The sequence below is a fragment of the Desulfosporosinus nitroreducens genome, assembly GCF_023897015.1.
Lineage (GTDB): Bacteria > Bacillota > Desulfitobacteriia > Desulfitobacteriales > Desulfitobacteriaceae > Desulfosporosinus > Desulfosporosinus nitroreducens.
Genome location: NZ_JAMHFY010000003.1, coordinates 92429 through 115304, shown reverse-complemented (window position 1 = coordinate 115304; position 22876 = coordinate 92429). Strand labels below are relative to the sequence as shown.

General features: G+C 44.3%; 23 protein-coding genes, 1 pseudogene and 1 riboswitch. Of the genes and pseudogenes, 3 read left to right on the top strand and 21 right to left on the bottom strand.

Going from position 1 to position 22876, the window contains the following annotated elements; all coding sequences use genetic code 11:
• Nucleotides 1-127: 127 nt before the first annotated feature.
• Nucleotides 128-475, top strand: a complete 348-nt coding sequence (locus M8E35_RS04515) for a glutaredoxin family protein (protein WP_252467589.1) — start codon at nt 128-130, stop codon at nt 473-475.
• Nucleotides 476-797: 322 nt separating this feature from the next.
• Here the strand turns inward: M8E35_RS04515 and groL are convergent, their stop codons facing one another.
• The 3 genes from groL to M8E35_RS04500 all read right to left on the bottom strand — a co-directional run bounded on the left by groL (nt 798) and on the right by M8E35_RS04500 (nt 3870).
• Nucleotides 798-2444: a chaperonin GroEL gene (groL, locus tag M8E35_RS04510; RefSeq protein ID WP_252467587.1), complete on the bottom strand. Its 1647-nt coding sequence runs from the start codon at nt 2442-2444 to the stop codon at nt 798-800.
• A 35-nt stretch (nt 2445-2479) separates the two neighbouring features.
• The gene (groES, locus tag M8E35_RS04505; protein WP_252467585.1) at nt 2480-2764 is read right to left on the bottom strand and encodes a co-chaperone GroES; all 285 of its coding nucleotides are present in this window, start codon (nt 2762-2764) and stop codon (nt 2480-2482) included.
• A gap of 281 nt (nt 2765-3045) precedes the next feature.
• The gene (locus M8E35_RS04500; RefSeq protein WP_252467829.1) at nt 3046-3870 is read right to left on the bottom strand and encodes an NYN domain-containing protein; all 825 of its coding nucleotides are present in this window, start codon (nt 3868-3870) and stop codon (nt 3046-3048) included.
• Nucleotides 3871-4039: 169 nt separating this feature from the next.
• Between M8E35_RS04500 and M8E35_RS04495 the strand changes: the two genes are divergently transcribed.
• Nucleotides 4040-4987, top strand: coding sequence for a DMT family transporter (locus M8E35_RS04495; RefSeq protein WP_252467584.1), 948 nt, complete (start codon nt 4040-4042; stop codon nt 4985-4987).
• Between the two features lie 128 nt (nt 4988-5115).
• On the opposite strand, the gene mog is transcribed toward M8E35_RS04495, so the two are convergent.
• From mog to moaA, 4 genes are read right to left on the bottom strand one after another with little or no spacing between them, the layout of a single operon-like run.
• Nucleotides 5116-5610: a molybdopterin adenylyltransferase gene (gene mog / locus M8E35_RS04490; protein WP_252467582.1), complete on the bottom strand. Its 495-nt coding sequence runs from the start codon at nt 5608-5610 to the stop codon at nt 5116-5118.
• On the bottom strand, nt 5610-6044 hold the full coding sequence (locus M8E35_RS04485; RefSeq protein ID WP_252467580.1) for an MOSC domain-containing protein: 435 nt from the start codon (nt 6042-6044) through the stop codon (nt 5610-5612). The genes mog and M8E35_RS04485 overlap by 1 nt, the downstream gene beginning before the upstream one ends.
• 30 nt (nt 6045-6074) lie before the next feature.
• Nucleotides 6075-6542, bottom strand: a complete 468-nt coding sequence (gene moaC, locus M8E35_RS04480) for a cyclic pyranopterin monophosphate synthase MoaC (RefSeq protein ID WP_073029814.1) — start codon at nt 6540-6542, stop codon at nt 6075-6077.
• A gap of 3 nt (nt 6543-6545) precedes the next feature.
• Complete coding sequence (gene moaA / locus M8E35_RS04475; RefSeq protein WP_252467579.1) at nt 6546-7520, bottom strand: GTP 3',8-cyclase MoaA; 975 nt, start codon at nt 7518-7520, stop codon at nt 6546-6548.
• 74 nt (nt 7521-7594) lie between these two features.
• Nucleotides 7595-7725, bottom strand: a riboswitch (molybdenum cofactor riboswitch).
• A 148-nt stretch (nt 7726-7873) separates the two neighbouring features.
• Here moaA and fdhD point away from each other — a divergent pair.
• Nucleotides 7874-8665, top strand: coding sequence for a formate dehydrogenase accessory sulfurtransferase FdhD (gene fdhD, locus M8E35_RS04470; protein ID WP_252467578.1), 792 nt, complete (start codon nt 7874-7876; stop codon nt 8663-8665).
• Nucleotides 8666-8684: 19 nt separating this feature from the next.
• Here fdhD and mobA read toward each other — a convergent pair whose 3' ends face one another.
• The 14 genes and pseudogenes from mobA to M8E35_RS04405 form a co-directional block, all read right to left on the bottom strand.
• A complete protein-coding gene (gene mobA / locus M8E35_RS04465; RefSeq protein ID WP_289710676.1) occupies nt 8685-9323 on the bottom strand; it encodes a molybdenum cofactor guanylyltransferase in 639 nt (212 codons plus the stop codon).
• Nucleotides 9298-9483 (bottom strand): annotated as a pseudogene (locus M8E35_RS26845) (glutaredoxin family protein); the annotation flags it as partial. The pseudogene M8E35_RS26845 and the gene mobA, both read right to left, overlap by 26 nt.
• 450 nt (nt 9484-9933) lie before the next feature.
• Complete coding sequence (locus M8E35_RS04460; RefSeq protein ID WP_252467576.1) at nt 9934-10608, bottom strand: class I SAM-dependent DNA methyltransferase; 675 nt, start codon at nt 10606-10608, stop codon at nt 9934-9936.
• Nucleotides 10609-10647: 39 nt separating this feature from the next.
• The gene (locus tag M8E35_RS04455; protein ID WP_252467575.1) at nt 10648-11625 is read right to left on the bottom strand and encodes a radical SAM protein; all 978 of its coding nucleotides are present in this window, start codon (nt 11623-11625) and stop codon (nt 10648-10650) included.
• A 96-nt stretch (nt 11626-11721) separates the two neighbouring features.
• Nucleotides 11722-12828 carry a radical SAM protein gene (locus M8E35_RS04450; protein ID WP_252467574.1) on the bottom strand — a complete coding sequence of 369 codons (1107 nt, stop codon included), beginning with the start codon at nt 12826-12828 and terminating at the stop codon, nt 11722-11724.
• Nucleotides 12821-13246 carry a glycine cleavage system protein H gene (locus M8E35_RS04445; RefSeq protein ID WP_252467573.1) on the bottom strand — a complete coding sequence of 142 codons (426 nt, stop codon included), beginning with the start codon at nt 13244-13246 and terminating at the stop codon, nt 12821-12823. Before M8E35_RS04445 ends, M8E35_RS04450 begins: the two co-directional genes overlap by 8 nt.
• 70 nt (nt 13247-13316) lie before the next feature.
• Nucleotides 13317-14486 (bottom strand): (Fe-S)-binding protein, encoded by a 1170-nt coding sequence (locus tag M8E35_RS04440; RefSeq protein ID WP_252467572.1) that lies wholly within the window; start codon nt 14484-14486, stop codon nt 13317-13319.
• On the bottom strand, nt 14483-15991 hold the full coding sequence (locus M8E35_RS04435) for an FAD-binding oxidoreductase (RefSeq protein ID WP_252467571.1): 1509 nt from the start codon (nt 15989-15991) through the stop codon (nt 14483-14485). Before M8E35_RS04435 ends, M8E35_RS04440 begins: the two co-directional genes overlap by 4 nt.
• A 2-nt stretch (nt 15992-15993) precedes the next feature.
• Complete coding sequence (locus M8E35_RS04430) at nt 15994-16428, bottom strand: glycine cleavage system protein H (protein ID WP_252467570.1); 435 nt, start codon at nt 16426-16428, stop codon at nt 15994-15996.
• A 14-nt stretch (nt 16429-16442) separates the two neighbouring features.
• Nucleotides 16443-17984: a lipoyl synthase gene (gene lipA / locus M8E35_RS04425; protein ID WP_252467569.1), complete on the bottom strand. Its 1542-nt coding sequence runs from the start codon at nt 17982-17984 to the stop codon at nt 16443-16445.
• An 18-nt stretch (nt 17985-18002) separates the two neighbouring features.
• Complete coding sequence (locus M8E35_RS04420; protein ID WP_252467567.1) at nt 18003-19595, bottom strand: 2-oxo acid dehydrogenase subunit E2; 1593 nt, start codon at nt 19593-19595, stop codon at nt 18003-18005.
• A gap of 51 nt (nt 19596-19646) precedes the next feature.
• The gene (locus M8E35_RS04415) at nt 19647-20672 is read right to left on the bottom strand and encodes an ATP-NAD kinase family protein (RefSeq protein WP_252467565.1); all 1026 of its coding nucleotides are present in this window, start codon (nt 20670-20672) and stop codon (nt 19647-19649) included.
• A gap of 80 nt (nt 20673-20752) precedes the next feature.
• The gene (locus M8E35_RS04410; RefSeq protein ID WP_252467564.1) at nt 20753-21724 is read right to left on the bottom strand and encodes an alpha-ketoacid dehydrogenase subunit beta; all 972 of its coding nucleotides are present in this window, start codon (nt 21722-21724) and stop codon (nt 20753-20755) included.
• A 24-nt stretch (nt 21725-21748) separates the two neighbouring features.
• Entirely contained in the window at nt 21749-22711 is a 963-nt protein-coding gene (locus M8E35_RS04405; protein ID WP_309446441.1) for a thiamine pyrophosphate-dependent dehydrogenase E1 component subunit alpha, read from the bottom strand.
• Nucleotides 22712-22876: the final 165 nt, after the last annotated feature.

Here is a 22876-nt window from a genome sequence, read left to right as displayed (position 1 = left end):
GCATGCACTACAGCACTATGGATCTACACGGCCTTCGGGTTTTAGTTAAGCGGTTTGCCTGGGAAAACCGTGTAAGCAAATAAGAATTTCAGTTTAGCATACGCATATGGGGAAGGAGTAAGTTGCTATGAAGAACGTCATCATATTCACCACACAAACCTGACCGCATTGTTTTACAGCGAAGAAGTTTCTTTCGCAGCATAAGATTCATTTTGTAGAAAAGGATATCAACCGTGATGAACAAGCCCGCTCAGAGTTAATCCGTAGAAACGTCAGCGGAGTTCCTTCTTTTCTGATTGGTGATCAATTGGTTGTCGGCTTTGATCAGGCGCGGATTCTACAGTTAGTCGATCATCGGGTCATAGAATGCGAGAAATGCCAAGCCAAGATGCGGGTTCCTATTAATAAAGGAGCACTCCAAGTAACTTGTCCGAAATGTTCGTATTGCTTTAATACTACGCCGGAGAGAATTTAACCATGTTATGTAAAAACCCGCTCAAATGCAGCGGGTTTTTACATAACATGGTAATCGCTATTATATTCCTTTGTACCATTTCCGCAACAACTGTGCTTCGCTGAACTCCCACCACGCTAATTCGGACCGCTTCGAAATAAGGGGAACCCTGTCTCGCCAAAAATGAAAAGGTTACCAAGTCCATGAAGAAAGAGTCCTCTCGCAAGTTCAGTTAACTCATGAGAGGACTCCGTAAAAGTATTTTATAAGTTATGGCAAAAAACGGTATAACTACCAACCTTTAAGACCTGCAACCCTTGTACACAAGCCTTTCAGGCTCTTTTTACATCATTCCGCCCATTCCACCCATGCCACCCATTCCGCCCATGCCAGCCATAGCGCCTGCTCCGCCATCTTTTGAAGGCTGGTCAGAAACTAAGCATTCGGTGGTCAGAAGCATAGCAGCGATTGAGCCTGCATTTTGCAGAGCCGAACGCGTAACTTTAGCTGGATCAACAATACCAGCAGCAATCATATCTTCATAGACTTCAGTTACCGCATTGAAGCCAATTCCTCGTTTGCCGGATTCACGAACTTTGCCAACGACAACGGAGCCTTCATGCCCAGCATTGTTAGCGATTTGACGAAGTGGCTCTTCGAGAGCACGGCGAATAATATTTACACCTGTAGCCTCGTCACCCGTTAATTTAAGTGAATCTAAAGCTTGGATAGCATCAATCAGAGTTGTGCCTCCACCAGAGACGATTCCCTCTTCAACAGCAGCACGAGTAGCAGCTAAAGCATCTTCAATGCGGAGTTTCTTCTCCTTCATTTCAGTTTCGGTTGCTGCACCTACTTGGATAACTGCAACCCCGCCTGCTAATTTTGCTAAACGCTCTTGGAGTTTTTCACGATCAAAGTCAGAAGTGGTTTCATCAATCTGACGTTTGAGGGCTTCAACCCGCTTTTTAATGTCTTCAGAGTTACCAGATCCTTCAACCAGAGTGGTTTCCTCTTTTGTTACACGAACTTGGCGAGCACGTCCGAGCATTTCAACTGTGGTGTTTTCCAGCTTAAGTCCTAGATCTTCGGTAATTACTGTTCCACCTGTAAGTACGGCAATATCTTCGAGCATAGCTTTGCGACGATCACCAAAGCCAGGAGCTTTAACTCCGACGCAGACAAAGGTTCCGCGAAGTTTATTGACTACGAGAGTAGCAAGAGCTTCTCCGTCGATGTCTTCAGCAATAATCATCAGTTGACGACCAGCTTGTACAACTTTCTCTAATACCGGTAAAACGTCCTGAATCGCACTAATCTTCTTGTCGGTAATTAGGATATAAGGATCATTAAGTACGGCTTCCATCTTTTCTGTATCCGTGATCATATAAGCGGAAATATAGCCGCGGTCAAATTGCATTCCTTCAACCACTTCAAGTTCGGTGGTCATACCTTTGGCTTCCTCAACCGTGATGACGCCGTCTTTGCCGACTTTTTCCATAGCTTGTGCAATCAGATCACCGATGTTCTTATCGCTAGCAGAAATTGATGCGACTTGAGCAATAGCTTCACTAGTTTCAACAAGTTTGGCGTTTGCTTTTATATCTGCAACTACAACTTCCACAGCTTGCTCAATTCCACGTTTGATGCCCATAGGATTGGCACCTGCTGCGACATTCTTGAGCCCTTCGCGAATAATTGCTTGTGCTAAAACAGTAGCAGTTGTCGTACCGTCTCCAGCTACATCGTTAGTTTTGGTAGCAACTTCTTTAACCAGTTGAGCTCCCATATTTTCAAATGGATCTTCTAATTCGATATCACGAGCGATCGTAACTCCGTCGTTCGTGATTAGAGGAGATCCAAATTTCTTATCAAGAACTACATTACGACCCTTAGGTCCCAGGGTAACGCGAACAGCTTCAGCGAGAGCATTGACACCGCGTTCTAAAGCGTGACGTGCGTCTTGGTTGAAAATGATTTGTTTAGCCAACGTATATTCACTCCTTAAAAATAATTCTTATTGAACTAGCCAATAATGGCTAAAATATCGGTTTCTTTCAGAATTAAGTATTCCTCACCATCATACTTAACTTCGGTTCCTGCATATTTTGAATAAATTACGCGATCACCGGCTTTAACATCTAAAACAATGCGTTGACCTTTTTCCATTTTACCAGGTCCTACAGCGACCACTTCGCCTTCTTGTGGTTTTTCCTTAGCAGTATCTGGCATAATAATACCGCTCTTTGTTTTTTCTTCCATCGGGAGTGCTTTAATGATTACCCGATCTGCGAGAGGTTTAATGTTCATGAAGAAAAGTCCCTCCTATGTTTTTTATTTAATATTTGTTAGCACTCGACTCTATTGAGTGCTAACAATATATCTATAATAATATGCAAGGGGCTGCGGGAAAGCAACCCCCCTAAATCCCCAAAAATTTGGGTTTAAACGTTATTTACTATGAAAATCATCCGATTGCTTCTTGTTTCACGCTCTAGATATTTTAAATTTGCTTAACCCCTCTCCCCCTGCGCATCTCCATATCGTCTAACCACTATAATTGCCAGATTTAGACCCTTCTATGCATAATTTTACTCTAAAGTTAATTTTAATTGCCGCTGGGATACTTCCTCATAGAGGCTCCCCAATGCCTTCTGAACCTTAGGATTTTTTAGATTAAGAAGGTATATTTTTGTCTTACCAATCTTCAAGTTTAGATCGGGATGCTCTTTCTCTGTCAAAAAATCTTCTTTCAAAGTATATCGAATAAACTCTTTTACTTGTGAGATCGAACGTCCCAGAAGTTCTGTCAATGCCGCTCTAGCCTTAGTGGATGCGACATAGGGCAGGCGTACCTGGAGTGTTCCAAGGACCTGAATTCCTTGTTCCAAATCCTGCTCTGGATGATACTCCGCATCACGTTTTTCCAGGAGAATCCACTGCAAAAGATCATCTTCCTCACAAAAAGGTTGCAAAGCATGATGAACACTTCCAGCTATCCCAATCACCTTAACGTCTTTCCCCCAGGCTCGTACTTTTCTTAATAATGAAAGAAAGTCTCCATCACCTGTTAGCAATAAATACATATCAAAAGTAGATGCTCTTGTCAGCAATATTTCTTGAGCTTCGAGCATTAGTTCTAGGTCTGCCGCATTTCGCCGAAGTTCTGTGCTCGAATAGTTATTCTTTCCATAGACATGACGGGTAAAAACATTTGTTTTCTCAAAGGTTGTTTGGGTTCTCCAAAATTCCTCGCGGTCAAAGTTAGCATAGAGATAGACAGCCAATAAATAGATATTATTACGCTCTGCATATAGTTGTAGAAACCGAACTAACTGTTCTGGCGATAATTCATACCCTCGGTCTAATAAACTGGTCCAAATATTCTCATAATCGACAAATGCTATGGCTTTCAAATTGATCACCTCACAGCCCCCTAATCTTATATATTCTACGTGATAAGATGGACAGACGTGACAAGCCGCCGTTACAGGCTCTATATGCAGGTATTGCAGATAATTATTTCGGGATACAGGATTATTTACTGACTGTAACGAACTACAAAGAAGTTCAGGAGGAAACGGTTTGAGAACCAATTATTTAAGCAATAAAAGATTAGGACTTTTCTATGCGATGTTTTCGGGCATTTTCTGGGGTACTAATGGTACCTTCTGCACTTGGTTAAGTGACCTTGGTCTGGGGGCACAAAGCATTGCGATTTTAGCTCCGGCCTATAACTTAATATTTTTTTCAACCATGCTGCTTATTACTAATAAACCGGGTTTCATAATTAGACCGAAGCTGTTCGTATTTATATTATTGGGAGGAATGACCTCCGCGATCTCAAATACTTCGTTCGTTAAATCTGTAAGCTATTTCCCGGTAGGAATTGTCTCTACTCTAATTTTCTGTAACGTATTTGTTATTATGATTATTTCAAGAATTGTCTTTAAACATAGGATTACTACAAGGAAAATTGGAGCTGCAATCATCACTGTCTTTGGAGTTTGTTTAGTTCTGGATGTTTTTAGTCAAGGATTTCACCTCAACTACTACGGATTATTCTGGATTTTATTGACTATCTTGAGTTGGTCAATAATGATGACTCTAGAGAAATACTTATTAGAAGAGGGAGTGGATGAAAATGCCGTTCTGATGTATATTGCTTTATTCGCTGTAATAATTTTATCATTTTCTACTTCCCCTGTGACTGTGGTAAGTTCTATCGTTCAAATAAGCAGTGAAACCCATGGATACGCCTTATTAGTCGTCTTAGGTTTTGGTTTAATTCCTCAAATCGGCTGTTATTCTTTCTATATAAAAGGCTTAAAATATATTGAGCCCAGCTATATGCAAATCTTCTATTCACTTGACCCAGTTATGGCAAGCATTTTAGGGTATTTCGTATTTAATCAAACCCTGAATTTCAACAATATGGCAGGGATGTGTATTATCCTTGGAGTTGTGATTTATATTCAGATTGCTGAAAACCAAAAGGGGATAGAATCAACGACAGAAGTTGCAAAAGTATAGCAATTAGTATCCATAGCTCAAAAGGGATTGGCACATCGCCAATCCCTTTTTGAGCTACAACTAAATCACTTTTCAATTATTGTAGTTTAATGTTATAAATTACTCCGAATAACGACTGATTAAAGTTGCTAAACTGTTGATGCACATTCATTGGCTTCCCCTTTGAGAATTTGAATTCCATGAGGAATTGCAGGGGCAATTGCAGCGAAACACTCGCGTACCGCTTTAGGACTGCCCGGCATATTAATAATCAATGTCCGCTTTCTAAGGACTGCAATTGCTCTGCTTAACATAGCCTTTGGCGTTACTTTAAGGCTCTCCATCCGCATCACCTCAGCTATACCCGGGACCATACGATCTGCTACAGCTAACGTTGCTTCTGGGGTCACATCCCGCATTGAAAATCCGGTCCCCCCCGTAGTCAAGATCAAATCCAAGCTAAGCTCATCTGCCCAAAGACACATCGTTTTTTCTAGTTTCGCTTGGTCGTCTGGGAGCACTACGTACTCCACTACCTCCCCGCCAATCTCTTGAACAAGTTTGGCCAAGGCAGGCCCTGACAGATCTTCTCTTTCTCCACGCGACCCTTTATCACTTGCAGTAATTACTCCCACACGAAGCATTAACTAATCACCTCAATACTATCCCCAACTCGAACTGCTCCGCCTTCCAGTAATCGAATAAAGATCCCTTCTTTCGGCATGACACAATCCCCAGCCTGATAGAAAATCGCGCATTTCGTATGGCACTCCTTGCCAATTTGGGTAACTTCCCCTAAACTAGTTGCACCAATTTTTAGCTTTGTTCCGATCGGCAAAGTAAACAATTCTATTCCTTCTGTTGTTAAATTCTCTGCAAAATCTCCTGGGCCTACCTTCAACCCTTTATCCTGCATCGTCTTAATACTTTCCATCGCAAGCAAGCTAACCATACGATGCCAATCTCCACCATGGGCATCTCCTTCAAGGCCAAAGTTGACTTTTAAGACTCCTTCACCCACATTCTTTTTGCGCATTCCTTTCCGCTCACTTGTACAAACCGCTATAATTTTCCCCATTATAAAGCCCTCTCTTTCATACCAAATTATTTAACGTACGAAATGTCCACTTTTCCCGCCCAACTTTTCAACTAGATAAATATCCCGAATCGTCATAGTCTTATCAATTGCTTTGCACATATCGTAGATGGTCAAGGCAGCGACACTAACCGCTGTCAGTGCTTCCATTTCCACACCAGTTTTGCCCTGGACTTTCACGATAGCTTCGATGTCTATCTCACCGGGTTCTACCAATTTGAAGCTTAGTTTGGCACCGGTTATTGCCAAGGGATGGCACATAGGGATCAACTGTGAAGTCTGCTTTGCCGCCATGATTCCTGCGACTTGGGCCACTGCCAAAACATCTCCTTTGGCAATAAGACCTGAGCGAATTCTTTCCAAGGTTTCTGGCATCATCAGTATTTTCCCCTGGGCAACGGCAACTCGCGCCGTTTCAGCCTTGTCACTGACATCTACCATTCGAGCGCGTCCTTCTTCATCAAAATGTGTTAAATCCACTGCTTACCCTCCGATCTGAGACATTACACGTGTATCTTGCCACGCTTCGTTATTCATATGATGCTCTGCGGGTTTATGCCAAACTGCCTGAGCAAATACATTCAGAATATCCTGGTCTGAACTGCCCGACCGCAGGACCTCACGCAAATCAACTTCATGTTTGCTATGCAAACACGGTCTTAGCTTACCGTCCGCTGTTAAGCGCACACGATTACAAGTATCGCAAAAATGGCGACTCAGGGCACTAATAAAGCCGATACTTCCCTTATAACCGCTTGGCCGAAAATACTCTGCCGGGCCTCCACCGGGAATGTCCTTGGTTGGAAGGTCATCTTCATTCAGTCCTAAAAGTTCTTTCATGTCCTTAATAGAGACAAATTCATTACGATGCTCTGAGCTAACGCCAATTGGCATGAGCTCAATAAATCGGACATGGAGCGGATATTGCTTAGCCAGCTTTAGAAAGCTGGGCAACTCTTCCGTATTAAACCCGCGTACAACTACGACATTAATTTTAACCGGATTTAATCCGGCCTCAAGAGAACGAAAGATCCCTTGAATCACTTTCGAGACATCACCCCCCCGAGTATTCTCGAAGAAACGAGTTCGATCCATAGTATCCAAGCTGATATTAACCCGCTGTACTCCCGCAGCTTTTAAATCAAAGGCCATTTCCGGAAGTAACATTCCATTAGTTGTAAGCATAAGATCCTCGACCCCCGGAAGTTGAGCTGCCTCACGAAGAAAATCTAAGATATCTTTGCGAACTAAGGGTTCTCCCCCCGTGATGCGAAAGCGCCTAAAACCTAATTGAGTACTTATCTTCATCAACCTTAGTATTTCTTCGAAAGAAAGAATGAAGTCATGGGGCATCCACTCTATTCCGTCAACCGGCATACAATATTTACAGCGTAGATTACAACGATCAGTGACTGAAATTCTGAGATAGTCAATTCGCCTAAGAAATTGATCTTGCATTGCGACTCCTCTTTCTTAGATTAAATTTGGAAACACAAAAAAACCCGCGGTCTGTAAACAACCGGGGAATATATTCCACCTGTCGACAGACTCCTTTCCAGCAGGAGATATCACAGTTTCCCGTAATACCCGAGTGTCTTAAGACACTAGTCTGGTCACCATAGCCTCTGCTTTAGGTAATCCAGCTTCGGAGCACGTACTATTCAATTTTAACCTTATTAGAAGATAATTCGCGATAAGTTTGAGAATTCCTTTTATTAATACATATACATTTACCTTTTTATAAAAAAAAGATTCAGGTTTTTCCAAAAATATTGTACACTATAAGAAAGGTAAGGTCCAAGGAGGTAACAATGCCAAACCAAACTATTGCCCATTCCATTCTTAAAGCTAAGGGGACATCACTAGAATGGGTGGAAGACACAGTAGTCCGAGAGGTTCCTCTAACAGTACACTACAACCGCGAGGAGATTGCTACGCTATTGTGCTCGCCTTCTCAAACTGAGGAACTTACACTTGGATTTTTATTCAATGAAGGGTTCATTCGAGTTCCAGAGGACGTATACGAAATTCGCCAAGATCCCTCGGACCATATGATTTGGGTCGAAGGTAAACCCTGCGTCTTACAAAAAGAACTCATGAGCAAACGATTTGTTTCCGCTTGTTGCGGTAAAAGCCGAGCTTCTTTTTGTTTTGCCAATGACGCTCTAATGGTCAAACCCCTTACATCAACCTATAGCATTTTACTTCAAGAAGCCTATGATTATGCTAAGTTTTTGCAATCTTATCTCCCACTCTTTCAGGAGACCGGTGGGGTACACAGTGGGGGAGTTGGTTATAAAGGGAATGTAATCCTGACAAGTTATGATATTGGCAGGCACAATGTTTTTGATAAGCTCGGCGGTGAAGCCTTTCGCACTAAGTTAAATCTTGAAAACCATGTGATTTTTTTTAGTGGTCGAGTTTCCTCAGAAATCCTGCTTAAGGTTGCCAAAATGAAAGTACCCATACTCATCGCCCGTGGGGCACCAACAGATATGGCCCTTTCTCAAGCGACTGCTTTAAACATTACTGTAGTTGGATTTGCAAGAGAACAACGCTTAAATATTTATACCTGTCCCGAACGAATTATCGCTAACAATTGAGGCAGTTTGAAGTTCCTGATTATCGTTTATGTATAGCAGCCCAATCTTCTGGTGTGTTCACGTTATAGAAGACATTCGTTAGATCCGAAAAACTCTCCAGTTCCGTTTCCTCCACATACTTTACTGAACAAAGCAAAAAGAGATCAATAATCTTGAGGCGACCTGCCTCAAGACTTTTTTTAATTGTGGGAAGGCAGCGACGATGATAAAAGGCATGTAAAGGATGTAGGCCGGCCTGAGTTTTTGGAACGACGATATCATACTCCGGAATCCACCTTGCCAAATAACGAATAAGGTCTGTCTTTAAAAACGGCATATCACAGGCAACAAAGAAAACATTATCATTGGCCGCTGCTTTTAATCCTTGATAAAGTCCTTCTATCGGACCTCGATCAAGCAGCTCATCCTTAATTATTGGTACATCATAGCGCGCAAAAAGTTCAGGCTTGTTGCTACTAATGATCACCTGAGAAAATATGGTTTGCAAAACCTCTAAACTCCGTTCCACCAGAGGCTGTCCATCCATCTCAAGAAAGGCCTTATCCTTTTTCATTCGCGAGCTTTTTCCGCCTGCTAATAAAATTCCGGTGGCGTTCAATTTTGGAAGTTGTTTTCTCAAGTCCTGCAGCGGCTTAGTAATTTCTAAAGACCTCCTCATATTCAGAGGACGAGAAACGAGTCAGAATCCGTTTTCCCACAATAGTCACGGGAACTCCGATCGCATCGGTCATCTTTCTCATTTCTTTTAAATGCTTAGGAAATACAATATTTTTCTCTGTAAACAAAATCCCTTTACCCGAAAGGAATCGCTTAGCGCGAAAACAATAAGGTCAAAGGGGTACAGTATACATAATCACTTCTTGATTCATTAATATCACTCCTCAAATCATCGGTTCTCCTTCAATGTACCACAACTAACTTTTCCTGTCACGCAGGAGCAAAAGGGACGGTTCTCATGCTTCCTTTTCCTTGATGGCAATTTAAAAAGGCCAACGTATATTACATATGCTTAATTGCTTATTACCTTTGACATCAAATAACATTTTTCATAATCCGCATTAGTGGAACCTTTCGCTAAGTGGATTCGATGGAAGCAGGAGAACCGTTCCTGGCATCCACAAGAACAACCCCTGTGCTTACACCACAGAAAAGGAGCAAATAGCTGATCGGATGAGGACCTCAGCTACTTGCTCCTTTTTTTGACTCTATGTCGATAGAAGTTCGAACTTTCCGGTGACTATTTTCATAGGATGGATTTGATCCAATGATCATTCTTTTACCCACTTAGCAACCATAAAACTAGGATTCGTATTTTTTTGTTTTTCCATTCTTAAAGCTTGTTCTACCGAAGACACCTCATGCGGAAAATAAAGTGCTTTACCAAGTTCAAGCCTTCCACCTATCTTCCATTGACAAATTTCGAATTCCGTGTAAAACCGTGCGTGGGCAAAAACGGATTTAGGTTTTGTATTAGCTTTCCTACTATAGAACTCGCTCCAAGGAGATTCTCCCGCAATAACTCCAATCACCAGACATCCTTTGGGCTCTAGATGCTCAAATAACCTAGCTAAAATTTCCTCCGGATTTGGAATAAACTCAAAAGCACTCATCGAAAGAATACCATGATATTGTTCAAGTTGATCCATAATTTGAGTAATATCCGCATTGAGCCACTTAACCTGATATCCTGAGTTCGCAATCTTTTCTCGAGCTTGGGCCATCATTTTTTCAGAGATATCGACAGCCGTGATATGATACCCCTGTTCCGCCAGCTTAGTGGTATATTGTCCGGTCCCACACCCAATTTCTAACATCTTAGAACCGGATGGCTGAAAGAGCTGACCAGCTAAGTCCCGCTCTACTTGATCGATTACTCGTCCTATGTCTGTTTCGTACCAGTTGTCATAATCATCAGCTATCGGATCAAAAAGTTCAATTGGCATTATAATTAGCTCCTAACTTTAGTTCTTTACTACGTTTATCTATAGTCCACCACAGCACATCTCATTCATAATCGGTTCCAGCCCACACGCTAAAGCGAAGTCTATAGTCTCATCCAGTGGAAAAGCCAAGGTATTGATACCCGCCGCTATGAGCCCCCTCTCCAACCAAGCCTTTTGAGTATAGGGTCGAGCACAACCAAAACTTAGTTTTAGCGAAGGATTCAAGAGACGAGTTTGAGCGGTGATCCTGACGATCTCAGCCGGATCTGGTCCACTGGCTCCGCCCATCGGAGTACCCGGCACGGCTCGTAAAGCAACTAACACCAACGTTTCCAAAGGATAGTCACTTAACGTTTGAATGAGATTTTCTTCTCCCATGATTTTCCCGTAGTTTAAGCCGAGAACCACATGCGGGACGACATCTAAATTCTCGGCCAGCAGAATTTCTAAAGCATTTATATAGGCACTAGGGTTGCGGTCAAGATGATAAACCCTGCGAATTGTAGCTGCATCACCCATCATATCCAAAAAAACCTTGTCAACTCCCGCCCGTTTCAACCCCACTGCTGTTTCCTTATCTGCTAAGCCCGTATGAACATGAATTGTAAAGTTCAGGGATTTTAGATAAGTAATAACCGATAAAAAGGGCTTAAGGGGGACCTGCCCCTCATGATTACATCCTCCGGTTATAAGAAGCCCTGTAACACCTTTTTCCCGCAGTTTAGTTCCCAATTCCTGTAGTATTTCTGGTGTTGGGGCTGGAATCATTCCCTTCAGCATTTTCCCCTGACAATGGTCACATAGAAGAGCACAAGACATTCCCGTGATACTCACATTGAGGAATTGACCTGAATTGCAAAAATTCTTACCATCATAGTGCCTCCCGCCGGGAACTGCAAAGCGGATAAAATCAGGGAAGGCTTTTCGGCGCAGATTCCAAGCTTCTTTTAGTAGATTAGGTAAGTTTGAGCTCTGATCAAATTCCGTCCAACCTTCGTTAATAGTCTTCTCTATCATCTTTTCTTCATTCTTTCTTTTCGCGAAGTTCGGAGCATTTTAACTTTATTAGATCCCTAGTAGAGATTGCCAGTTTCGACAGGTCATCCCTAGAATTCACGATTGTTCAACACCCTCCATGAGCCCAGCGTAGAGTTCATCCCTTATTTGCTCCACATCTCGTATATTAGGAATAAAAGGATAATTGGCCAGGGTAGTACCTGGACGTTCATTGCCATAGGGCCGATTACAGGCAGTTTCTCCATCATGCCCTGGACAGCCGGACGTACGAAAAGGTTGGCCGGAAGCGACAAAAGGTTCTACGTCCAGCCCAAAATCACAAACTTGTTCAGAACTATTAAAACGCATTGTTTTAGCATTCGCTAAATCATTCATAATTACATAACGAGCTATTTGCATACGGCGGTATTGACCAATGGAAGGTGCCTTTTTCTCAGCCAGAGCACTCCCCGGTTCGGGATAGAACGAAAACAGATGAACCACCGCGCCTAAATCGTGGACTTGCTGAAAAGCCATGGCCATCTCTTGTTCGCTTTCTCCAAGGCCGACAATAAGATGAACACTGACCTTACCTTTTCCAAAAACATCAATACCCTTTCTTAAAATCTCCCAGTAATGATCCCATTGATGAGGTCCCCGTACACCTTTTCCTCGGTATTTTTGAAAGATTTCTGAGGTAGCTGTATCAATCGATACCCCAAGTTGATCGGCACCAGCCTCTTTTAATTTTTGCAAGTCTTCCATCTTGTGAATCAGCGTCGGGGCACAGAGAATACTAATCGGCAAATTGACTTCACTGTGTAAACGGGATACAAGATTTAACGAATCCTCAAAGGCTCTCTTATGGGTAATCATAGATAGGCAAATTCGTTTTAAAGAGTTTTGATATTGTTTCGTCCGTTCGAGAATGAGATCAAAAGAGTAGGTAGGCCAAGCAACTCGGATGAACGTTGTCCCTTTGGTTTTTTCTGAACGTTTTTGTTCCAAACCACAATAACCGCAGCGCCCCTGGCAGCCCTCTTGATAAGTCAAGAGCAAGTTTAAGCAGGTGAGCTTGGCATTGCGATAGAAAATACCGCCCTTTAAACCGAGTGTCATCGCGGCCGCAAGACTGGTTTGGATAACCTCCGGACTTTCTAAGCCCATATCCTCGATCTCGTGGTTAAGTTCACCTTGGGAACAATCAACGTGAGTGTTAGACATCACAACAGGCCTTCTCCCTTTCTAACTCCAGCTCTAACCACACCTTGAGTTCCTCTACAGTCATAAGCATTTGCCCTTCAGCGGAATGAATTTTTATTTTAAAGAGCCATCCGTGGACATAGGGATCTTGATTAATCAAGCGTGTGTTTTTCAAAACCTCCGTGTTCACGGCACAGATTTCCCCTGTCTGGGGAGCATAAAAACGCCCGACCCATTTTCCCGTTTCCAGAGAACCTACGGCCTCTCCTGCCTTCACCCGAGTACCGGCTTCTGGCAAACTCAAGTATAATATATCCCCCCTGGTGTATTGCCCGTAATCGGTTAAGCCAATGATGATAGTTTTCCCTTCCCTTTTGAGCCACTGATGGTGTTCATCATAGAGTAATTCCTCTGGGAAATGCCACTCTCCGACCTTCACATTCTCACCCTCTTTATCATAATCGTGCAAAAAACTTAAGATCCTATTCTATTTCAGGAAGGTGAATACACTATTCTTCCAAGGATCGCCATAATAACTCTGTAACATCTAAGACCTCAAGTGGTAATTTTTCCTGTCTTGCCGCCATTTGCAAAGTCTGTACACATTGCTGGCACGCAGAGGTTAAAATAGTTGCCCCAGTTGCCACAGCCTCACGTACCCGTTTCACAGCAATCGCTTGGCTTAACTCCTTATCTACGGCGGCTAGATTCCCTCCCCCACCGCAACAGTCGGCCATCTCTCGGCGATGAGGCATTTCTACAAAGTTTACCCCCTCCATGGCCTGTAAAAGTTCTCGGGGCTCGTCATAGATTCCACTGTTACGACCCAAATCGCAGGGGTCATGATAAGTGACGGTCTCATCTATATTGCCAGCCTCTAATTGTTTTGTACGGATTAATCCAGCCAGATACTGTGTAGCATGGAGCACCTCAAAGCCAAGATCTTCCCCGAGAATCGTCGGATATTCATGTGTCCAGGTATGATAACAGGAGGCACAGCCCGTTATTAAGGTTTTGACACCCAGAGCGCGTACCTTTTCCACATTGTGTTTGGCTAATTCAAGGACTTGTTGGGAGTTTCCCGAAGCGAGGAGGGGGAAGCCACAACACCATTCCTCACTTCCTAGAACGGTATAATTAACATTTGCTCGGTCCAATAAGCTGACAATACTTTGAGAGATTCCGGCCGACATCGGATAGAAGGAAGACACACATCCTACAAAGTAGGCGACCTCACTTCCGGCTTTGGATACCTCTACTTCAACCTCATCTAAATCGTCCACCCAGTCAAGGCGATTTTCATTTGGGAACGTACTGATATTGTGGGTCGTTTTAACTTGCAGAGCCATTTGTGTTAAGTTCTGATGTTCCATCCCCCGAGCCCTTAAATCTTCTCGCAGATTCAACCAAAGCTCACGTGTTTTAATCCCAGCTGCACATATTTCCGCACATTTACCACACAACGTACACTCCTGCAAACGCTGAGCGTATTGACCCGTGGCTTGTTTCTCCTTTTTCTTCAGGAATACCTCTTTGGCCAAAGCAATTTTCCTGCGAGGTGCCGAGGATTCCCAACCAATTTCTCGGTAAACGGGACAGACGCTACGACAACTGCCGCAGCTGCCACAAATATAACTGGTTTTGGCTATTTGCTCCCGAAGTTCTTCAATCGTTTTCATTGTCCTTTGCCTCCTTTGAGGATTTTAAGGACCATAGGTCGAAAGAGACCAATCATAATCATCGCAAAACCAAAGACATAGCTGTTCAAAATAATATTCGGGGGATTGTAGCCCTTTCCGGGATTGAGCATAGCGTATGGATCTGCCGCTTGTTTGCGCTGGCGGCGGCGTTCTCTTTCTCCCTTGTCATATATTTTTCCTAAATAGGGAGTATTCCAAAAGCCAATGACATAAGGTTTACCACCTAAGCGGTGTCCCAACTTGTAAAGGTTGCTGGTAAAACTCAGATCGACGATGTAACGGATCAGGTTCAGTTCATCTGAAGGATAAAGAACCATCACCAAGGCCATGTCAGGAGACACGAGATGGGCATACGTAACGCACAGGGTATTGGTCTTTTGGCCCAATTTACTTAACCTCTCATAAAAGGCCGCAAAATTACGGACCGGGAGTGTCATTTCTGCCGCTAGGAGGGAAGGAAGTGTTTGTTCAAGCCGGAGAGATTTAAACCGATCGGCCCATTCCTCAGCTCCTACTCCATCAGGCAATAAAGTCCCGCCTAGAACTTTCACTTGTTTTCTGATGTGAGCAACCGCTTGATCCACTTCGTCACGCTTGCCCTCTAGATCAATTTCCAGGCTATACTTTCCTGGAGGGATTTCATGAGCGTAGCCAGCTTTCTGGAGCGACATCATGAATTCTGGACTACTAAAATGAACATTGTACAGAGACATAAAATGTTCTCCACCCAGCCAAGACATCATCACACCAGTATCCGTTGCATTATTAAAGATGGCTAGTAGATGTTCCTCTTTTTCTGGAACGTCACGAACCAACAACTTAATCTCCGTAATAATTCCCCGGGTTCCTTCAGTACCCATCAAGTCATTAAATTGTAAGTCTGATTGCTCAGATCCCTGGTTCCTTGCAGGGCTTTTGTCAGGTCGTGATAATTCCACGATTTCTCCTGTGGCCGTCACACCCCGTATGGCCATAATTTGATCGTGAACTGAGCCATAGGGAACAGAGCCGATACCTAAGCCTCCCATGGAAACCCATCCTCCGATCGTAGCGGAGGGTGCACTGCTTGGGCTAGAGCACACAGCACAGCCCTGCTGTCGCAATCCGTCATCGAGGTCTTTCCAAGTCATCCCTGCTTTGACCCAGACCATTTTTTTCTGGTTCCCCTGGTCTAGCTCGATTTCCGAAAATCCTTGGAGGCGATTCGTATCAATCACTAAACCACTCTTCATCGGAATGCAATTGAAATAGGCGGTAGAGCCTCCGCCCCGGACTGTGACTGGTATTTTGCCTTGCTTGGCCCACTTAATCAAACTAGAGATTTCTTCTGCCGAGATGGGCTGAACCACGGCTTTAGGGAGGGGATTTGTGAGTAAATGGACCAGAATAGCGGGGACATAGGCGACATCTTTAGCATATGGGGCAAGTTCAAACGGGTCGGTTGTGACCCTTGACCCACATATTTCGCGCAAAGCTTGCTCCATAACTACCCCTCCTTACCCGGAACATTCCGGGCAATTTCTCCCTTAAGCCACTCTGCGGCCTTCGCCCCATCCATGAGTTTAACTAAATCCTCCTGGAAATTGCTAGGCTCAATCAGCGCGATCCAACCATTTCCGTAACAGTCCTGATTCATCTTTTGTGGTTCATGCAATAACTCTTTATTGACCTCCACGATCTTACCTGTTACTGGTACCTCGATACGTCCCGCCCACTTTCCTGATTGCATAGAGCTGAGAAGTTTACCTATTGGTACATCTTTACCGACTTTGGGTAGTTTAACAAACGAGATATCTCCCGCCAATTTCTGGGCAAAATCATTCATTCCTACTCTGACTAAATTTCCTTCTACTTTCACCCAGGCATGGTCTTCAGTATAGTAGAGGTCATCGGGTAAATTGTATCCTTCAATAATTGCCATACTTTCCACCTCCGTTATGGTTGCGCATGATAGGAACTGCGGACTAAGGGGCCACATTCCACTTTTTCAAAGCCACGTTTGAGGGCCTGCTCCCGATACCAGGCAAACATACTTGGAGGTATGAACCCTTCTACCGGTAAATGTTTAGGCGTGGGTTGCAGGTATTGACCGATAGTAAGGTAATCACACCCTACCGCGCGCAAGTCCTCCATAACACGACAAACTTCCTGTGTTTTCTCTCCAAGACCAACCATCAAACCACTTTTAGTTTTGATCGTAGGATCAAGTCTCTTAACATCGGCCAGAACCTTCAACGAACGCTCATAATTTGCCCCCGGCTGCACGCGAGGATAAAGCTCGGGTACCGTCTCGATATTGTGACCGAGGACCTCTGGCTTAACGGCAAGAACAGTTTCCAGCGCTTGTTCTGATCCAGCTAAATCCGGAATCAATAATTCAATACTTGTTAGGGGAGTCTTTTGTCGCAAGGCTCTCACAACTCGCGCAAATTCCCCTGCTCCGCCGTCTGGTAAATCATCCCGTGTCACTGATGTGATGACAGCATGTTTAAGGTTAAGGGTTTTGACGGTTTCCGCCACCGCTTCCGCTTCTGCCGGATCGGGAGGACAGGGGATCCCTTTGCTTACTGCGCAGAAACGGCATCTCCTGGTGCAGACGTCGCCAAGAATCATAAACGAGGCGGTGCCTAAAGCAAAGCATTCACCCGCGTTGGGACAACATGCTCCCTCACAGACCGTATGCAAGCGACCCTTCGCCAAAACTCCTTCCATTACTTCCATCACACCCGCTGTAGGAGCCTGAACCGTTAACCAACTTGGTCGAAAAACTTGTGCTTTCAGACCGTCAGCAAGCAACAAGCTCTCCACATCCTGGGATAGAGAGCGAATTTCCCATTGAAAAAGTGCACACATTTCTTCAATGACCCTATTTTTGACCTCGGAAATACTAATCGAGCGTTTCAGTTCTTCTGCAAGCGAAGTCATTTGCACACTAGACAAGCCGCAAGGGACAATGGTATTAAACTGAGACAAATCCGGGTTAACGTTAAGAGCAAAACCGTGAATTGTCACCCAATGATTTACCCCTAAACCAATGCTGGCAATTTTCTTCTCACCAACCCAGACTCCGGGAAATCCAACACGTCGCTCCGCTTTAATTCCAAAGGCAGAAAGCGTTCGTATTAGCATTTCTTCTAATTTATAAACCAACAAATGGACGTCCTTATTGTATTCGCGGAGATCTAGGATGGGATAGCCTACAAGTTGGCCCGGACCGTGGTAAGTAACATCTCCTCCCCTTTCAATCTGAAAAACCTGGAATTCATGAGCAGCGAGCCATTCTTCACCAACCAAGATATGCTCACTGCTGCTGAGTTTTCCCAACGTGATTGTGGGAGGGTGTTCGACCAAGATAAAGCTATCCGCGACCTGACCTCTAATCCTGAGATTTTGTAAATTCTTCTGAAGTTCCCAAACCGGTTTATAGTCCGCTTTCCCGAGGTCAAGAAGATACGTGGGGTGAAAAGATCCAACCATCGGTTATCCCCGCTTTCTTTAACCGCCAAAAGCTTTGACGCATTCACGAACTTTTGTTACGGTATAAGCCATTGCTGGACCGCCTCCAAAAGCAACAGCGACTCCAGCAGCCTCCATTACTTGATCACCAGATGCTCCAGCATTCATGGCATTATAAACATGAGCAGCAATACAGTACTCACATTTGCCATAAATGGCGACGGCCACCGCCATTAATTCTTTTTCCATGATCCCCAATTCACCTTCGCAAAAAACCGGTGCCATGAGGCTTTCAAAACCAATTGCCAATTCTGGGGCATCTTCTTTCAGCTCTGCCAACCCACCGGAAAACGCCTCCAATAGATCGTGAGGTGTTTCTATGCCTCCGGTCTTGATGAGAAGATCGTCATTGCCTTGTGGCTGTAACTGGAACCAAGGATAGGGATTTTCCAACATCTCTATAAGACGGCCTAAAAAGTCTGCAGCGAGTGAACCGTCGATGATCCGATGATCCAGAGAAAGGCTGAGCGTCATAAAAGAACGATTTTCTAAGCGACTATCAACCATGATTGGTTTCTGTCTTATCGTTCCAACACCGAGAATGGCGGTTTCCGGCCGATTAATAATGGGTGTAAAGCCCTCCACTCCGTAAGCCCCCAAATTAGTAATCGTAAACGTCCCTTGTTCTATCTCTGACGGGTCAAGTTCAGAATTGCGAGCTCGCGCTGCCAAGTCTTTAATTTTAGCCGAAATTTGTTCAAGCGTAAGAATCGGAACATTTTTCACATTGGGAACGACGAGCCCCTCTTCCAAGGCGACAGCTACCCCAACATTGATCGATTTGGCTAATTCAATTTCCTTATCAGTGCTCCGCGAGTTCACAAGCGGGAATTCCGCTAAAGCCTGTCCCGTAAACTTAACAAGGAAATCTGTAAAGGAGAATTTTACTCGTTTGTCAGCACCCAACGCATTTAATTGCTCCCGAACATCTTTCAATGAGGTCATATCCACTTCTTTCATGAGGGTGACATGGGCAGCCTCTCTCCGACTCTTAATCATTCGATCCGCTATGACGCCCCGCATGCTCTGAGGATCAATGGGACGCAGTTCGGAAGTTGTCTCTCCCTTGACCTGAGCGATGTAATTTAAAACATCTTCTTCAACAACCTTGCCATTTGGACCACTGCCATTAATTAATCCAAGCGCAACGCCTTCTTTATCGGCGAGTTTAGCCGCACGAGGGGATACCTTACCAGTACCAGCAAAAACCCCAAACGGCTTAACAGGTTTTGCTTCTTTCTTCTTCTCTGCGTCGTCACTCCCACCTGCTAGTGCCGCCTGTAAAACACTTTTCGCCTCATCGAGAGCGGCTTCTAATGCAGCGGCACCATCCCCTTCTTCCGCCAAAACAGCAAGCGGAACTGAGATCGGATAGTTCGAGCCTGGAGCACCGATAATCTTATAAAGTACTCCATTATAAGGTGATTCAACTTTAATATTTACTTTTTCCGTCATCACCTCTAAGAGAGCTTCTCCTAGGGCAACCGCCTCCCCTTCGTTTTTTAGCCAGCTTACTATTTTTCCTTTTTTCATTGTTAAACCTAATTTGGGCATAAGCATAATTTGTGCCATTTTTCTTTTACCTCCTAATTTCAAACTTGTTTGCTCTGCTTTTTAGCAGATTTAACGATTTATGAATAAACCTTTTTTCGCAGCACGGTTTAAGGTGCTTTTGACATCGACCACAAACGGCCCTGTCTGCACTAGTTCTACTTCGGCACAGTCTTCTGGACCGACAAAAATCTCCCTTTCTCCATCAACCGCTATAACACAAGGGACATGACGTACAACTACTTTCTGACCGGGGCTTATTAACTCGTATGAGCGGACAGGAACCGATCGAATCAGACCAGGTCCTACTGCTGCTTTTACCTGGATTGAGGAGCCTTGAGTAGAATCCCGCGTTTGCTCGCCACTTTCTGAGACTATTAAGTTGATCCCCTTGGCTTCTCTCTTATTGATGGGATGCAGGGCACCGACAATTGCCGCGATACCAATATGAAAGGACTCGCCGCACGTAGCCACAATCTGCCGGATCTTACCAATGTCCCAAATGGCCCGGGAACCGACGAACTGCTCAGCTAGCACAACAGCATCTATTAAGGCTATATCCACCGCTTTACCGTTCATATAGATAATCAGCTTTTTGGTCTGAATAAGAGAATACTCTTGTTCTACCGCACCTGTCGCAACTAAACCAGCTGCCAATCCCGCTATGGTTCCTTCCACCATAACTGAGAAAACATTATTAGTTCCTGTAGAAACAGGCATAATAGGAACCTCCCCGGCTCCTTTAGATACAACTCGGTTCGTTCCGTCACCACCTAGGGTTACCAAGCAACTAACACCCATTTCTACCATTTTGGCTGCTGCCAACTGCGAATCCTCTTGATTCGCCTTCCACTGCATGGGTAAGAGCTTTGTCTCCATGGTTAATTGATTCTCACCGCTGAAAACATCTAAAGCCCGCTCGTAGAAGCCAAAATAATCTGGCATAAACCAGACCCTTTGAACCCCTGCCGCTTGAAGCCCGAGCAAGATTCTCCGGATCAAATTCACTTTCTCCTGATTATCAAAGACCGTGGCGTGAGCCACCAAACGGCGGATATCTTTTCCTGAAGCGGGATTGGCAATAATTCCTGCAATCATAGTCTTCTCCTCCTACCCAAGAGCTAAGGGCAACCGAAGATCGGCCGCCCTTCTCGGAGAATGATTTTAGTACACTGGTGCTAGAAAAAGGATTTCACCGCTTCTATAATTTTAGCCTCATCCGGTATATAGGCCGCTTCCAGGTTCGATGCAAAAGGAATAGGGGTAAAGGGTGCCGCTACCCTTTTAATTGATGCATCGAGAGAATCAAAACATTCTTCAGCAACCATTGCTGCGATTTCCCCTCCAAATCCTCCCTGTTTGACAGCTTCATGCACGATAACCAGTCGTCCGGTTTTTTCTATTGATTTATACAACGTTTCCTTATCAAACGGCACAAGCGTACGAGGATCTATCACTTCTGCTTCGATTCCCTCTAGAGCTAAGGTTTCCGCAGCCGCTAACGCTTTATGAAGCATCATAGAATAGGCTAAGATCGTGACATCTTTTCCTTCCCGTTTGATATCCGCCTTGCCAAGTGGAATAGTATACTCCCCTTCCGGGACTTCCCCACTTGCCCCATAAAGGGCTTTATGCTCTAAGAATACGACCGGATTATCATCACGGATGGCCGATTTCAACAAACCTTTGGCATCTGCTGCAGTCGCAGGCATAACTACTTTAATCCCTGGAATATGGCACATAAATGCTTCCAGGCTTTGTGAGTGTTGGGCCGCTGCACCCACTCCGGCCCCGCCGGCCATCCTTAACGTCAGCGGTACCTTTGCCTTTCCACCAAACATATAGTGCATCTTTGCCGCTTGGTTAAGCAACTCATCTAGACAGACACCTACGAAGTCTACAAACATAATTTCTGGAACTGGGCGTAAACCAGCGACTGCAGCCCCTACAGCTGAACCCATGATCGCAGTCTCAGAGATCGGAGCATCCAACACTCTTTCAGCACCGAATTTTTCAAGAAGCCCTGTTGTTACTCCAAAACACCCACCGAAGGCTCCAACATCTTCTCCTAATATATAAACTTTCTCATCCCTACGCATTTCTTCTTCGAGGGCCTCATTAATCGCTTGGGAATACGTCTTTTCTGCCATAATAATCTCACCCCTTCAAATTCCTTAGTCGCAGTAAACATCGCTCGTGAGTTCATCAAGAGATGGTACAGGACTATTCTGAGCAAACTCAACCGCATCAGCAATTATCTTTTTAACTTCAATATCGATTTGATTAATTTCTGCCTCTGTAGCCATTTTCATTTCTTGCAAACGGTTCACGAACCGCGGCAAAGGATCTTTCGCTTTCCAGGTGTTCACTTCTTCATCACACCGATATACGCAGGGATCCCCTTCAAAATGGCCGTGATGCCGATAAGTTTTACATTCAATTAAGACGGGTCCTCCGCCAGCACGAGCACGTTTCACAGCTTCTTCTGCTGCCTCGTAGACAGCCATAACGTCATTGCCGTCAACGACCATACCAGGCATTCCGTAGGACCCTGCACGGTCTGCAATGTCCGTAATGTTTTGATGCCTTTCCTGACTCATCGAAATTCCGTACATATTATTCTCGTTGACGAAAACTACCGGCAATTTTTGAATACTCGCCATGTTCAATGACTCATGGAATGTACCGCGGTTCGATGATGCGTCCCCAAAAAAGCAGATCGCAACTCCATTAGTCTTCATATATTTAGCGGCAAAACCTGCCCCGGTTGCTAAAGGTAAACCTGCACCCACAATTCCATTCGCGCCAAGAAAACCTAGTTCTACATCGGCAATATGCATGGAACCGCCTTTTCCTTTACATTCTCCGTCGGCCCTACCGAAAATCTCAGCCATCATTTTGTTAAGCGATGCTCCACGGGCAATCCCATGCCCATGCCCCCGATGAGTACTGGCGATATAGTCCTGTTTTTCTAAGTTCGCACAGACTCCGGTAGCCACAGCCTCTTCACCAATGTACAGGTGAACAAAACCAGGAATTTGACCTTGTGAAAAAAATTTGGCCACGGTCTCTTCAAATTCACGGATCATACGCATTTGACGATATAAATCAAGCATTTGTTCTTTACTAAGCGCCACTAAAAATCACTCCTCATCCGAATAAGTTTTTTGCTTATATCTAACCTAGTTCAATTAACATAGAAGTCCAAGTCGCTATAGATTGTCCCCTCTACTTCTATCCCCCCTTTGCTAACCACCATGTCTTTGCTGCTAAATGTGATTCGATTTTACATTTCCTACATA